The sequence below is a fragment of the Streptomyces sp. NPDC051576 genome, from assembly GCF_040681835.1.
Classification (GTDB): Bacteria; Actinomycetota; Actinomycetes; order Streptomycetales; family Streptomycetaceae; genus Streptomyces.
In genome coordinates this window covers 837,397-850,489 of sequence record NZ_JBFAZO010000001.1, presented here as the reverse complement: position 1 = coordinate 850,489, position 13,093 = coordinate 837,397, and the positions used below count along the sequence as shown (strand labels likewise).

Annotated in this window: 12 protein-coding genes; 4 read left to right on the top strand and 8 right to left on the bottom strand. The window is 72.2% G+C overall.

The window, feature by feature from the left end; translation table 11 throughout:
• Positions 1-57 precede the first annotated feature (57 nt).
• A complete protein-coding gene (dapE, locus tag AB0M63_RS04045; protein WP_366018291.1) occupies positions 58-1,137 on the bottom strand; it encodes a succinyl-diaminopimelate desuccinylase in 1,080 nt (359 codons plus the stop codon).
• Positions 1,138-1,222: 85 nt separating this feature from the next.
• Between dapE and AB0M63_RS04040 the strand changes: the two genes are divergently transcribed.
• Positions 1,223-2,212: a heavy metal transporter gene (locus AB0M63_RS04040; protein WP_366018290.1), complete on the top strand. Its 990-nt coding sequence runs from the start codon at positions 1,223-1,225 to the stop codon at positions 2,210-2,212.
• Positions 2,213-2,499: 287 nt separating this feature from the next.
• Entirely contained in the window at positions 2,500-2,952 is a 453-nt protein-coding gene (locus AB0M63_RS04035; RefSeq protein WP_355922181.1) for an ATP-binding protein, read from the top strand.
• 76 nt (positions 2,953-3,028) lie between these two features.
• Here the strand turns inward: AB0M63_RS04035 and AB0M63_RS04030 are convergent, their stop codons facing one another.
• Positions 3,029-4,123 (bottom strand): bifunctional succinyldiaminopimelate transaminase/glutamate-prephenate aminotransferase, encoded by a 1,095-nt coding sequence (locus AB0M63_RS04030; RefSeq protein ID WP_366018288.1) that lies wholly within the window; start codon positions 4,121-4,123, stop codon positions 3,029-3,031.
• Positions 4,124-4,275: 152 nt separating this feature from the next.
• On the bottom strand, positions 4,276-4,596 hold the full coding sequence (gene fdxA, locus AB0M63_RS04025) for a ferredoxin (protein ID WP_019058397.1): 321 nt from the start codon (positions 4,594-4,596) through the stop codon (positions 4,276-4,278).
• Positions 4,597-4,736: 140 nt separating this feature from the next.
• Between fdxA and AB0M63_RS04020 the strand changes: the two genes are divergently transcribed.
• Entirely contained in the window at positions 4,737-5,762 is a 1,026-nt protein-coding gene (locus AB0M63_RS04020; RefSeq protein WP_366018287.1) for a GNAT family N-acetyltransferase, read from the top strand.
• A 17-nt stretch (positions 5,763-5,779) separates the two neighbouring features.
• Positions 5,780-6,631 (top strand): transglutaminase-like domain-containing protein, encoded by an 852-nt coding sequence (locus tag AB0M63_RS04015; protein WP_366018286.1) that lies wholly within the window; start codon positions 5,780-5,782, stop codon positions 6,629-6,631.
• A 1-nt stretch (position 6,632) separates the two neighbouring features.
• On the opposite strand, the gene AB0M63_RS04010 is transcribed toward AB0M63_RS04015, so the two are convergent.
• The 5 genes from AB0M63_RS04010 to AB0M63_RS03990 all read right to left on the bottom strand — a co-directional run bounded on the left by AB0M63_RS04010 (position 6,633) and on the right by AB0M63_RS03990 (position 13,091).
• Positions 6,633-7,247 (bottom strand): response regulator transcription factor, encoded by a 615-nt coding sequence (locus tag AB0M63_RS04010; protein ID WP_366018285.1) that lies wholly within the window; start codon positions 7,245-7,247, stop codon positions 6,633-6,635.
• Entirely contained in the window at positions 7,244-8,452 is a 1,209-nt protein-coding gene (locus AB0M63_RS04005) for a histidine kinase (RefSeq protein WP_355922253.1), read from the bottom strand. The genes AB0M63_RS04010 and AB0M63_RS04005 overlap by 4 nt, the downstream gene beginning before the upstream one ends.
• Positions 8,453-8,457: 5 nt before the next feature.
• Complete coding sequence (locus tag AB0M63_RS04000; RefSeq protein ID WP_366018284.1) at positions 8,458-9,189, bottom strand: ABC transporter permease; 732 nt, start codon at positions 9,187-9,189, stop codon at positions 8,458-8,460.
• Complete coding sequence (locus AB0M63_RS03995; protein ID WP_355922198.1) at positions 9,186-10,112, bottom strand: ABC transporter ATP-binding protein; 927 nt, start codon at positions 10,110-10,112, stop codon at positions 9,186-9,188. The genes AB0M63_RS04000 and AB0M63_RS03995 overlap by 4 nt, the downstream gene beginning before the upstream one ends.
• Positions 10,113-10,256: 144 nt before the next feature.
• The gene (locus AB0M63_RS03990) at positions 10,257-13,091 is read right to left on the bottom strand and encodes a hypothetical protein (RefSeq protein WP_366018283.1); all 2,835 of its coding nucleotides are present in this window, start codon (positions 13,089-13,091) and stop codon (positions 10,257-10,259) included.
• Positions 13,092-13,093: the final 2 nt, after the last annotated feature.

Sequence of the window (13,093 nt, the reverse complement as noted above, 5' to 3'; positions counted from 1 at the left end):
CGGTGTTTCCACCTCAGCGTAGATCTACGCAGGTTACGGAGGGGGGACATACGGATGTCAGGCGGTGAGCCAGTCCCGCAGCCGCCGCTCCGCCTCGGGGATCAGGGCAGCCTCCACCCGCTCGTCGACCTTGTGGGCGAGGAGTTGGGCACCCGGGCCGTAGTTCACCGCGGGCACGCCGAGCGCGCTGAAGCGGGCCACGTCAGTCCAGCCGAACTTGGGGCGGGCCTCGCCGCCGACGGCCGTCATGAAGGCCTGGGCGGCCGGGTGGGTCAGGCCGGGGCGGGCCCCTCCGGTGTGGTCGTCGACGACGAACTCGTCGACCCCGCAGTCGGCGAAGTACTCGCGCACGAACGCCTCCGCCTCGGCCTCGCCGCGGTCGGGCGCGTAGCGGAAGTTGACGACCAGGGTGCACGCGTCGGGGATGACGTTGGTGGCCACGCCCCCTTCCACGCGCACCGCGTTGAGGCCCTCGTGGTACTGAAGGCCGTCCACGACGGGTGTGCGGGCCTCGTACGCGGCGAGCTTGGCCAGTGCCCTGGAGGCGGCGTGGATCACGTTGGAGCCCATCCACGCGCGCGCGGAGTGCGCCCTTTCCCCGGTGAACTTCAGGAACATCCTCAGGGTGCCCTGGCAGCCGCCCTCGACCTGACCGTCCGTCGGCTCCAGGAGGACCGCGAAGTCGCCCTCCAGCCACTCGGGACGCTCCTCGGAGACATGCTTCAGGCCGTTGAGGTGGGCGGCGACCTCCTCGTTGTCGTAGAAGACGAACGTCAGGTCGCGGTTCGGAGCAGGGACCGTGGCCGCGATACGGAGTTGGACCGCGACGCCGGACTTCATGTCGCAGGTGCCGCAGCCCCACAGGACGCCGTTCTCGTCGAGGCGCGAGGGGACGTTGTCCGCGATCGGGACCGTGTCGATGTGGCCCGCCAGGATGACGCGTTCGGCGCGGCCCAGGTTCGTGCGCGCGACGATGTTGTTGCCGTACCGGTCGACCGTGAGGTGCGGCAGGGCGCGCAGCGCGGTCTCGATGGCGTCCGCGAGGGGCTTCTCGCCGCCGCTCTCCGAGGGGAAGTCGACGAGCTGCGCGGTGAGCCGTGCGGCGTCCAGCGTGAGGTCAAGTGGGGTGTCGGCCATGGCGCCGACCCTAACGCGAACGGCCGGGCCGCCGGTTGTCCACACCCGGGGCGGGAGTGACAGGAGCCTCCAGTACCTTGTGGGGATGCCTGAGCAGTCCCCCACACCGAAGAGGCGTCGACGAGGCCGCCTCTTCCGATTCTCCTCGGCCCTCGTGGTACTGCTCGCGGTCGCGGGCTATCTGGTCGTTCAGTACGTCACCGGCGGCCGGGGCGGGCCCGGTTGCAAGGTGGTCTCCGGCAAGGACGACGGCCAGGAGTACGAGTTCACGCAGGAGCAGGCGATGAACGCGGCGACGATCGCCGCCGTCGGCACCGGCCGCGGTATGCCCGAGCGGGCCGTGACGATCGCGCTCGCGACCGCGCTCCAGGAGTCGCAGCTCGTCAACATCAAGCACGGCGACCTGGATTCGCTCGGCCTGTTCCAGCAGCGGCCCTCGCAGGGCTGGGGCACCAAGAAGGAGATCCTGGACCCGACGTACGCGGCGGGCGTCTTCTACGAGCACCTGTCCAAGGTGTCCGACTACCAGAAGCTCCCCCTCACCGTCGCCGCGCAGCGCGTGCAGCGCAGCGGCTACCCGGAGGCGTACGCCAAGCACGAGGCCGACGCCACGCTGCTGTCCGCCGCCCTCACCGGGCAGGCGGCCGCCACGCTGACCTGCCAGGGTCTCCCGGACACCACTCGGACCGCGACCGGCCCGGACGCCGTACGGACCGCGCTGGTACGGGACTTCGGGCGCGAGGTGCTGAAGGAGACCGGCGCGGAGGTGACCGGCGAGTCGGTGTCCGGGGCGACATCCAAGTCCAAGACCAAGACCAAGGCCACGCCGACGCCCAGCGCGAGCGCGACGGGCGGGAAGAGCACGGTGACCCTGCCGGTGCGGTCCGGCAGCACGAGAACCGGCTGGCAGCTCGCGCACTGGGCGGTCGCCAACTCCTCGGAGCTGCACATCGAGCGCGTGTCGTACGCCGGCCGCGAATGGGCCGCCGGCAGCGCGAACGACCCGTGGCACTCGACCCGCACGCAGGCCGCGGGCGGGGTCCGCATCGTGACCGAGGAGCAGGCCGGGCAGTAGGCGGTCGGGCAGCAGTTCGGGTCCTCACCCGCAGGGGTCATGCGCGGGCGGTCAGGGCCCGGCCGTACCCGGGTCGTCGCGCGGTCTTCCCCACATGAGCCGGACCCCTTGAGAACAAAGGGCTGTACGCATTCGGCAGACTTTCGGACCGGGCGCTCTTTGTCCGTTTTTATCCGTAGCTGATAATGCGACGCATTGCCAACTCTTTACATTGGCGCTCCGCAACCTTCGCGCGCTTCGAGCGGTAGTCACTGCGTCCGAGCCCGGAGATCAACACAAGGAGCATCATGACCCTCCCCCTGACCCGCCGGATCGCCCGTGCCGCGCTGCTCGTCGCAGCGGGAGCGGCAGCCGGGGTCGGTGCGGCCGGCTCCGCCAGTGCGGCCCCCTCCCTGCCGGCCACCCCGAACCTGAGCGGGCTGACCGCTCTGGACGGGGCGAGCGTCGGCAACACGGTCGACGGCGCGAGCCAGAACGTCACGGGAGTCGCCGGCAAGTCCGGTGGCCAGACGCTGGAGAAGGCGGTGCCGGCCGCAGGCAAGACCGGTGGCAAGGTCGCGAAGACGGTCGCACCGGCCGCGCAGCACGTCGCCGGGGACACGGCGGGCCAGGCGGGTGGCCTGCTCGGCGACACGGCGAAGACGGCGACGGCGGGCGGCGGCCTGCCGACGGACGCGGTCACCAAGGGCGGGCTGCCGTCCACGCAGGAGCTGCCCCTCAAGGGCCTCCCGCTCGGCTAGTCCGCGGAAGCCGAAGGGGTCCAGGGAATTTCCCTGGACCCCTTTTCCATGCCCGTGCCCTGAAAGACGCGGCCCGTCAGCCGAGCCGGCTCACGGCCGCCCGCACCCGCTCGTCCGTCGCCGTCAGCGCCACCCGTACGAAGTGTTCGCCCGCCGTGCCGTAGAAGTCGCCCGGCGCCACCAGGATGCCCAGGCCGGCGAGATGGGCCACGGTGTCCCAGCAGGACTCGTCCCGCGTCGCCCACAGGTAGAGGCTCGCCTCACTGTGCTCGATGCGGAAGCCGTGCTTCAGCAGCGCTTCGCGCAGCAGCGCGCGGCGGACCATGTAGCGCTCGCGCTGTTCGCGGACGTGGGTGTCGTCGCCGAGGGCCGCGACCACCGCCGCCTGGGTGGGCGCCGAGGTCATCATGCCGCCGTGCTTGCGGATCTCCAGGAGCGGTCCGAGGACCGCCGGGTCGCCGGCCAGGAAGGCCGCGCGGTAACCGGCCAGGTTCGAGCGCTTGGAGAGCGAGTGGACCGCGACGATCCCGTCGTAGGAGCCGCTGTTGACGTCCGGGTGCAGGACCGAGACCGGGTCGGCCTCCCAGCCCAGTTCGAGGTAGCACTCGTCGGAGAAGACCAGGACACCGTGCTCACGGGCCCAGGCGACGGCCCTGGTCAGCTCGTCCTTGCTGAGCACCCGGCCGGTCGGGTTGGAGGGCGAGTTGAGCCAGAGGAGCTTCAGGCCCTGGGGGTCCAGAGTCGTCGGGTCGTCGTAGACCTCGTACTCGGCGCGGGCCAGTCGGGCGCCCACCTCGTACGTCGGGTACGCCAGACGCGGGTAGGCCACCCGGTCGCCGGGGCCCAGGCCCAGCTGGGTGGGGAGCCAGGCGACGAGTTCCTTGGAGCCGACGATCGGCAGGACGTGGCGGTGGGTGACGTCCCGAGCGCCGAGGCGGCGCTCGACCCAGCCGGTGATCGCGTCACGCAGGGCCGGGGTGCCCCAGACCGTCGGGTAGCCGGGCGAGTCGGCCGCGTCGATCAGGGCCTTCTGGATCAGGTCGGGGACCGGGTCCACCGGGGTGCCGACCGACAGGTCGACGATGCCGTCCGGGTGTGCCGTCGCCGTCTTCTTGTACGGCTCCAGCTTGTCCCAGGGGAAGGTGGGCAGACGGTCGGAGACTGCGGACACGGTTCCTCGCTCACTTTCTTCGGTACAGCCGGTACGACCGGTACGACCGGTACGACCGGTACGACCGGTACGGCAAACGCCTCGGCCCCGTACGGCGATCGGGACGATCAGGCCGTACGGGACCGAGGCGGCGCGTCTGTTGCGGGCCGCTCTTACTGGTTCTGCGGCGGCAGCGCGGCGACGAAGGGGTGGTCGCGCTCGATCAGGCCCAGCTTGCTGGCGCCGCCGGGGGAGCCGAGCTCGTCGAAGAACTCGACGTTCGCCTTGTAGTAGTCCTTCCACTCCTCGGGAGTGTCGTCCTCGTAGAAGATCGCCTCGACCGGGCACACCGGCTCACAGGCTCCACAGTCGACGCATTCGTCCGGGTGGATGTACAAGGACCGGGAGCCCTCGTAGATGCAGTCGACCGGGCACTCCTCGATGCACGCCTTGTCCTTGACGTCGACACAAGGCTGCGCGATGACGTAGGTCACGCTGTCGTTCCTCCTCGATAGGGCGCTGGCGGGCCTCCGTAGGCTCCGCCGCCAGGCGCGCTGGAGCGCGGCGTCGTCCATGCCCGCCCCTAGTATCTCCGTTCCGGGGCGTGATCCATACAGGAGGGGTGAACTGACCTGTGGAAATCTCTGCGGCTGGACGTCTTGAGGTCCGCGTAACCGCCGCTGACGTGGGTAAACGGGTCTCGGTCCGACGCTTGAGCCAGGGTGAAGACACGGCGGAGAAGTTCACCGACACGGTGGGTGTTCTCACATCATGGGACAGCGGTGTGCTCACGATCACACGGAAGAGCGGCGAGTCCGTCCGTATCGCGGAATCCTCGCTGGTCGCGGGCAAGGTGGTCCCCGCCGCCCCGGCCCGCCGCCGGGGGCCCTCCGCCGGCTACCGGGAGCTGGCCCGGGTCGCCGCCCGCGGCTGGCAGCCGGTGGAGCGCGAGCGGCTCGGCGAGTGGGAGCTGCGGGCCGCCGCCGGATTCACCCGCCGCGCCAATTCCGTGCTGCCGCTCGGCGATCCCGGCCTGCCCCTCGACGAGGCCCTCACCGCCGTACGACGGTGGTACGGAGAGCGCGGCCTGCTCGCCTACGTCCAGACCGCGACCGGAGCGGAGGGCACCCAGGAGCTGCTCTGCGCCGAGCTGGAGCGGCGCGGCTGGACCCGCGAGGTGACGGCCGAGCTGTGGACCGGGGCGCTGGCCCCGGTCGCCGACCGGGCCGACGCGTCCGGGGTCGTCCTGTCCAGGACGGCCGACGAGGCGTGGCTGGCCCGCTATCAGCGCAAGGGGGTGAGCGAGGTGGCCCTGAAGGTACTGGGCGGCGGACCGTCCGTGTGGTTCGCGACCGTGCCCGGCGAGGGTGCCGAGCCCGCAGCGATCGGGCGGTGCGTGGTCGACGGCCGGTGGGCCGGGTTCGCCGCGGTCGAGGTCGATCCGGCGCTACGGCGGTGGGGGCTGGCCTCGCTCGTGATGGCCGCGCTGGCCTCGCGGGCGCTGGAGGAGGGGGCGTCGGCCGCGTGGCTGCAGGTCGAGGCGGACAACGCGGGGGCGCGGGCGCTGTACTCCGGGATGGGGTTCGCGGTGCATCACGCCTACCACCACTACCGCGAGCCGGCCCCGACCGGTGACACCGGTCGCGACGGATCGTCGTGAGGGGGTTCGAGTTCGCCATGTCCGCTCCTTGTCCCCCGCCGCCGGGGCGGTCCGCGCAGGTGCGCGGCCGGTTCGCCGAGGAGACGCGCTCCGAGCGGCCCGATCTGACCACGCTCTGCCTGCTCGTGGGCGCGGCGGCGGACGGGACGCTGGACGACGCGGGCATCGACGCGGCGCAGATGGAACTGGACCGGCTGGCCGGACAGGTGCCCTTCCGCCCCGGCGGGCCGTCGGCCTGGGCGAGCGCCCTGCACCAACTCCTGGGCGCCCGCTTCGAGTTCCGCGGTACGCCCGGCGACTACCAGCGGCTGGAGTCCTCCCTGCTGCACCAGGTGCTGCGAAGGCGGCGCGGGCTGCCCATCCTGCTGTCCGTGGTGTGGATGGAGGTGGCCCGGCGGGCGGGGGCTCCGGTCTACGGGGTCGCGTTGCCGGGGCACTTCGTGGTGGGGTTCGGGCCGGCGGAGGAGCAGGTGCTGGCCGATCCGTTCGACGGGGGGCGGGTGCTGTCCGGGGCGGACGCGGAATTGCTGGTGGCCGGGGCCACGGGGGCGGCACTGCACCCCTCGATGCTGGCGCCCGCGGCGCCTCTTGAGGTGGTGTCGCGCGTCCTGAACAACATCCGGGCCTGGGCCGCGGCCCGGCCGGAGCGGTCGGAAGTGGCGTTGTGGGCCGTCGAGTTGGCCTTGCTGCTGCCGTCGCACCCGGCGCGGTTGCGGTACGAGCGGGCTCAACTGCTGGTCCAGCGGGGGGATTTCCTCACCGGTGCGGCCGAACTGGAGGCCTACGCCGAGGTGGTGGCCGCGGTGGACGAACCGGCCGCCGACCAGGTGCGGCGTCAGGCCCACTCGGCCCGCTCGATGCTCAACTGACCTACAGCCAGCCCTTCTCCCGCGCGATCCGCACCGCCTCCGCCCTGTTGCGCACCGCCAGTTTCTGGATGGCGGTCGACAGGTAGTTGCGGACCGTGCCCTGGGAGAGGTGGAGAGCGGTGGCGAGTTCGGCGTTGGTGGAACCGTCCGCCGCCGCTCTGAGGACCTCGCGTTCGCGGTCGGTGAGCGGGTTGGCGCCCCCGGCCAGGGCCGCCGCCGCGAGAGTGGGGTCGATGACCCGCTCCCCCGCCAGCACCTTCCGTACCGCTGCGGCGAGTTGGGCCGCCGGGGCGTCCTTGACCAGGAACGCGTCGGCGCCCGCCTCCATCGCGCTGCGCAGATAGCCGGGCCGGCCGAAGGTGGTGAGGACGACCAGCTTCACACCGGGGAGTTCCTTGTGGACCCGGGCCGCCGCCTCGATGCCCGTGCAGCCCGGCATCTCGATGTCGAGCAGGGCCACGTCCACGGCGTGCTCCCGGACCGCCGCCAACACCTCGTCGCCGCGCGCCACTTGGGCGACGACCTCGATGTCGTCCTCCAGGCCGAGCAGCGCGGCCAGTGCCTCGCGGACCATCGACTGGTCCTCGGCGAGCAGGACCTTGATCGTACGGCTCATGCGGGCGATCCTACGTCCGCCGAGGAGACCGGAGCGTCGGCGGGCACCCGTGCCACCAGCCGGAAGCCGTGTTTGACGCGGGCCGCCTCCAGGGAGCCGCCGACCTTCTCCAGGCGCTCGGTGAGCCCGCTGAGACCGTTGCCCGGGCCCTTGCCGGAGCCGCCCGAGCCGTTGTCCTCGACGGAGAGTTCGAGCATCGGGCCGTCGAGGGTCTGGCGCCGGACCAGTTCCACGACACACCGCTGGGCGCCGCTGTGCCGTACGACATTGGTGACCGCCTCGCGCAGGGCCCAGGCCAGGGCGGACTCGCTGTCCTCGGGGAGGGCGGCGAGATCCGGTTCGACGGGGAGGTCGGCCGTGACCCCGGCCGCCGTCAACGCGAGCTGGGCGCCCGCGAGTTCGTCGGCCAGGCGGGGGCGGCGGTAGCCGGTGACCGCCTCGCGGACGTCCACCAGGGCCTGGCGGCTGACCTGTTCGATGTCGGCGACCTGCTGGGCCGCCTTGTCGGGGTGGTCGGGGAGCATCCGGCCAGCGAGTTCGCTCTTCAGGGTGATCAGTGAGAGCGAGTGACCGAGCAGGTCGTGCAGGTCACGGGCGAGGCGCAACCGCTCCTCGTTGGCGGCGAGTTGGGCCACGGTGGCGCGGGCCTTTCGCAACTCCACCGTCGTACGCACGAGTTGGCGTACGCCGGTCATGGAGTACCCCACCAGCAGCACCACCAGGAACAGGCCCCAGGCGTCGTCCAGGTCGTCGGCGGCCCATCCCGCCAGCATCATCGCGGCGGTGGTCAGCGGGATCGTCCAGTACGCGGTGGTCAGCGGGAGGGTCACCCCGCAGGTGACGGATACGTACACGAAGACGCCGAGCCAGGCGCTGCCGAGGCAGAGGGCCAGGACGAGGCCCAGCACCCAGAGCATGGCGACCAGGGCGACGATCGTCCGGCCGGCGTAGGGCCGGCCCATGGTGCGGAAGACCACGGCGAGGTAGGTCCCGACGAAGACCAGCAGCCCCGCCCAGCCGGCCACCGTGGCCCCCGCCGTGTGGTGGCCCGAGGCCAGGTCGCCCACCGGGGAGCCCAGGAAGACCAGCCAGGGCAGGACCCACACCAGCTTGCGGATCACCTCGGCCCGGTTGCGGGGCGGCTGTCCGATGCGCACCAGCCGCTCCGCCCGGGCTTCGTCGTCGGACCGCGGGTCTTCGGTCATCGCGCTCACGCCTTCAGCGTGTCCTTCCGGTACAGCCACGCCGCCCCGCCCGCGAACAGGGCGAAGTAGACGACGAGGAGGGTGACGTCCTTGGCGTGGGGCGACTGGCTCTGCTCGATGGCCTGCCCCAGGGCAGCGTACGCGTGCGTGGGCAGCCACTTCGCGATGTCCTGCAACCAGGTCGGGAAGGTCGTGGACGGGAACCACAGGCCGCCGAGGATGGACAGGCCGAAGTAGATGATCATCGTGATCGGGCGGACCGCGTCCCCGCTCGCCAGGTACCCGATGGCCACGCCGAGCGCGGCGAAGACGAGGCTGCCGGCCCAGATCGCGCCGGTCAGCGCGAGCCACTGCCAGGCGTCCAGCCGTACGTCCTTCACCAGGGCGGCGACGGCGAAGACGACCACGATGGACGGCAGGCTGACCACGGCGGCGCTCGCGGTCTTGGCGAGGACGTAGCCGCGCCCGGGCAGCGGGGTCAGCCGCAGCTGCCGTACCCAGCCGTTCTCGCGCTCCTTGGCGATGCGCTCGCTGTTGCCCATCAGGACGGCGGTCAGCGCGCCGAAGGAGGCCATGGAGACCATGACGTACTTCGCGACGCTCAGGCCGGTGCCGTCCACATTGCCGGTCTGGTTGGAGACCAGCAGGAAGATCACCGAGGGGTAGATCACCGAGAAGAACAGGAACTTGCGGTTCCGCAGGGCGCGGGTGAGTTCCAGTCGGATCAGACTGTTCATGACTGCTTGGCCTCCTCGGCGGTGGTGATGGCGACGAAGGCCTGCTCCAGGCCGAGTCCGGCGACTTCGAGGTTGCGGGGGTAGACGCCGAGGCCGTAGAGCGCGTGGACGGTCGCGTCGGCGTCGGTGGACTGGATGCGGATGGTCTGGCCCGACACGTCGACCGAGGTCAGGAAGGGGAGCGACCTGATCGGTGCCTCGTCGATCTCGCCCTCCAGGTCGAAGGCGATCCGGCGGGCGCCCGCCTTCGCCTTGATCTCGGCGGAGGTGCCGTCGGCGAGCAGCCGGCCGCGGTGCAGGACCAGCACGCGGTCCGCGATGGCGTCGGCCTCTTCGAGGTAGTGGGTGGCGAAGAGGACCGTACGGCCCTGGTCGGCCTGCTCGCGCATGGTGGCCCAGAAGGCCTGCCGGGCGGAGACGTCCATACCGGTGGTGGGCTCGTCGAGGACGATCAGATCGCTGTCGCCGGCCGTCGCGAGGGCGAAGCGGACGCGCTGGGCCTGGCCGCCGGAGAGCTTGTTGACCTTGCGGTCGGCGATCTGGGCGATGCCCGCGCGGGCGAGGACGTCGGTCGCCTTGTACGGCTTGGGGTGCAGGTCGCAGGCGAGCCTCACCAGCTCGGCCACCGTCACCTCGTCCATCAGCCCGCCGCTCTGCAGCATCGCGCCCACCCGCCCGGCGACGATGGCCTCGCGGGGGCTGGTGCCGAAGACGCCGACCTTGCCCTGGTCGGCCTGCTTGAGACCGAGCAGCAGGTCGAGGGTGGTCGACTTGCCCGCCCCGTTCGGGCCCAGCAGGGCCACCGTCTCGCCCGGGTGCAGCGCGAGCGACAGACCGTCGACGGCCCGCACGCTGCCGTAGCTCTTGCTCACCTGATCGAACTCGACCACCGGGCCGGTGGTGGTCGCCGCTGTTGTCGTCATGCCCTCATCGTGGCCGCCGGGGGCCGGTGCCCGGCAGTGTCGGCGGTCCGGTGTGCCGCATGACAGATGTCATACGGCGGTCCTACGACGAGGGGGCACCCGGCGCTGTGCCGGATGCCCCCATCGTGCGGTCGTACGGTCCCGCTAGCTCGGGTTCGTGTCGATGACCGCGATCCGGTCGGTCTTGCTCGTCAGGGCCTTGCGGAGGGCGAGGTAGACGTCCTCGGGGGTGACGGCGGTCTTCTTGCCGTTGGCCCTGGTGATCAGCACGCCGTCGAAAGTCTGACCGTAGAGCCCCTGGAGGGCGGTCAGGTCGGGCTTGTCGACGAGCTTGCCGTCGACGGCCGCCACCTTGAGGAACTTCCACAGCGAGTTCTGCGGGCTCATCTGGATGGAGTGCGTGGCGTCCGTCTGGACGGTCACGTTCGCGGACATCGCCGGCTGGGCGAAGGCCTTCATCTCGCGGTCGACCTCGGTGTTCGAGACCGTCGGCTGCTTGGTGGTGGTCGGGACCGTCACCGCGGTGGCCGTGCCGGTCTCCACCTCGGCGCGGTACGCGGTCTCCACGGCGTCGGCTGAGCCGCTCGCGTCGATGGCCTTGCCCGCCTTGCCGTAGACGGCGACCGCCTTGCCCGCCTTGAACTCGATCGTGCCCTCGGTCACCGCGCCGGCGCCGGAGCCGCCGCCGAGGTCCGCCAGGGCGGCCTGGAGCTTCTCCTCGTCGGTCGGCATGTCGGGCTGGACGACCCGGTGCTGGCCGAAGAGCGAGCCGATCACGGACACCGGGTTGTAGTCGCTCGTCGCGGCCGCGCTGACCGTAGAGGCGAAGTCGAACTGCAGCCCCGCCTGGTCCGGCTTGAGCGAGACCGTCTTTCCGCCCACCGACAGCTTCAGCGGCTTGTTCACCCGGTCGCCGAACGCGTCGTCGAGCTTCTTGACGGCGTCGTCACGGGTGCCGCCGCCGATGTCGACGCCGAGCACGGTGGTGCCCTTGGGCACGTCGGTGTGGTTCATCAGCAGCCCGGCGCCGTAGGCACCGCCCGCGAGGACGAACACGCCGACGAGGAGCAGGACCAGCTTGCTGCGGCCCTTCTTCTTTTTCTTCGCCGCGCTCTTGCCCGCGTTCTTGGCGGCGGGCGCGCTCTGCGTCGAGCCGGGCTCGGGCAGCTTCGGGGGCGTGTGCGGCAGCGGCCCGTCGGGGTGGGCACCGGGGCCGAACGGCGGATTCCCCGTACCCGGGACGACCGGCATACCGCTGGTGACGGTGTGCCCGGAGACCTGGTCGGCGGGAGCGCCGTAGCCGGGCATACCGGGTTCGGGGGCCGGCTTCTGCGGGGTGAGGATCGCGGTGTCGTCGCTGAGACCACCGCCGGGGATCATGCCGGGCCCACCGGGGGTGGCGCCGGGGGCGCCCATGCCAGGGCCGCCGGGGCCCATGCCGGGTCCGCCGGGACCAGCGCCCGGACCACCGGAACCCATTCCCGGACCACCCGGTCCAGCGCCGGGGCCGCCCATGCCGGGACCGCCGGGGCCCGCACCAGGGCCCATGCCCGGTCCGCCGGGACCACCAAGTCCAGAGCCAGGACCGCCAGAGCCTCCCGTGCTGGGGCCACCGGGGCCCATGCCCAGCCCGCGCGGACCGCCAGGGCTCATGCCCGGACCACCCGGTCCAGCACCCGGTCCACCGAGACCGCCCATGCCGGGATCACCGGGACCGGCGCCAGGACCCTCGGTGCCCCTGCCCGGTCCGCCGCCGCCATGCCGGCCGCGGCGCCCGCCCGGGCCACCGGGTCCGCCGGGGCCGCCAGGTGTGCCCGCGCCGCCGGGTCCGTCGACGTAACCGCTCAATGCGCTGGGGGCGCCCGGGCCACCGCCCATCGAAGGCGTCATCAGGCCGTCGCCGGTGACCGGACCGCCGGTCGGGCCCGCGGGACCCTCGGGTCCGCCCTGGCCGCCGCGCCCGTTCGGACCGTTGAAACCGCTCGGTCCACCGGGGCCGCCCGGTCCACCCGGACCGCCGTGGCCATTGGCTCCAGGGAAACCACCCTGTCCGCCCTGGCCGTTGGCCCCCGGGAAATCGCCTTGGCCGCCCTGGCCGTCGGGCCCGGGGAAGCCACCCTGGCCGCCCTGCCCGTTGCCCCCAGGGAAACCGCCCTGCTCGCCCTGCCCGTTCTCCGAGAAGTACGGCAGGTCGTCGCGGCGCGGTTCGCCGGGGCCGCCGTTCGGGCGTGAGCCGTTGCCCGACTGCCCGGCCGCGGCCAGCGCCTCGGTCACGTCGAAGGAACCGGTGCCGCCACCGTGCCCGGGGGCGACGGGGCCGGCGCCGGTGGCACCGCCGAGTCCGGCACCGTTCGTGCCGCCGGGGCGGATCGCTCCCGTCACGCTCATGCCGCCGACCACACCACCGGGGCGGCCCGCGCTCGGCCGGGGGCCGCCGGGTGCGCTCGGGGTACCGGCGGCCGAACCGCCGGGAATCCCGGCCCCGTTGGTGCCGCCACCGCCCTGACCGCCCTTCGCGGGGCCGGACTTGCGAGGCGCGAACCAGTCGCTCGTCTTCTCCTCGGCCGTCGGCAGCGCGATCTCGGCGGTCGGCTCGACGATGCCCGTCGCCGTGGGCATTCCGCCACCGGGCAACGGCACTTCGCCGGTCGACTCGCTCTCGCCGGTCTCGGCGTCCGCGACGGGCGTGCGCACGACGACCGGCGGAATGGGCCGCGACCCCGGGATGTTGATCCGGATCCGGGTCGTCAGCGTCGTCTCGGTCTTGCGTTCCTCCGGCTGCGCGGCCGAACGCCCCGCATCCGTACGGTCGTCGGAAGCCGCGGGCGTCCCGTACGGCGGGGTCCCCGAGGGGTAAGCGGCTCCGCCGCGCCCGTCGGGCCCGGAGGACGGAGTGTCAGTTTCACGACTCAAGGCAGGTTCTCCCGGTTGGCTCCGCCGCCCGACACCCACGGGCGACTCGGCGGCGCGCACCACCATAC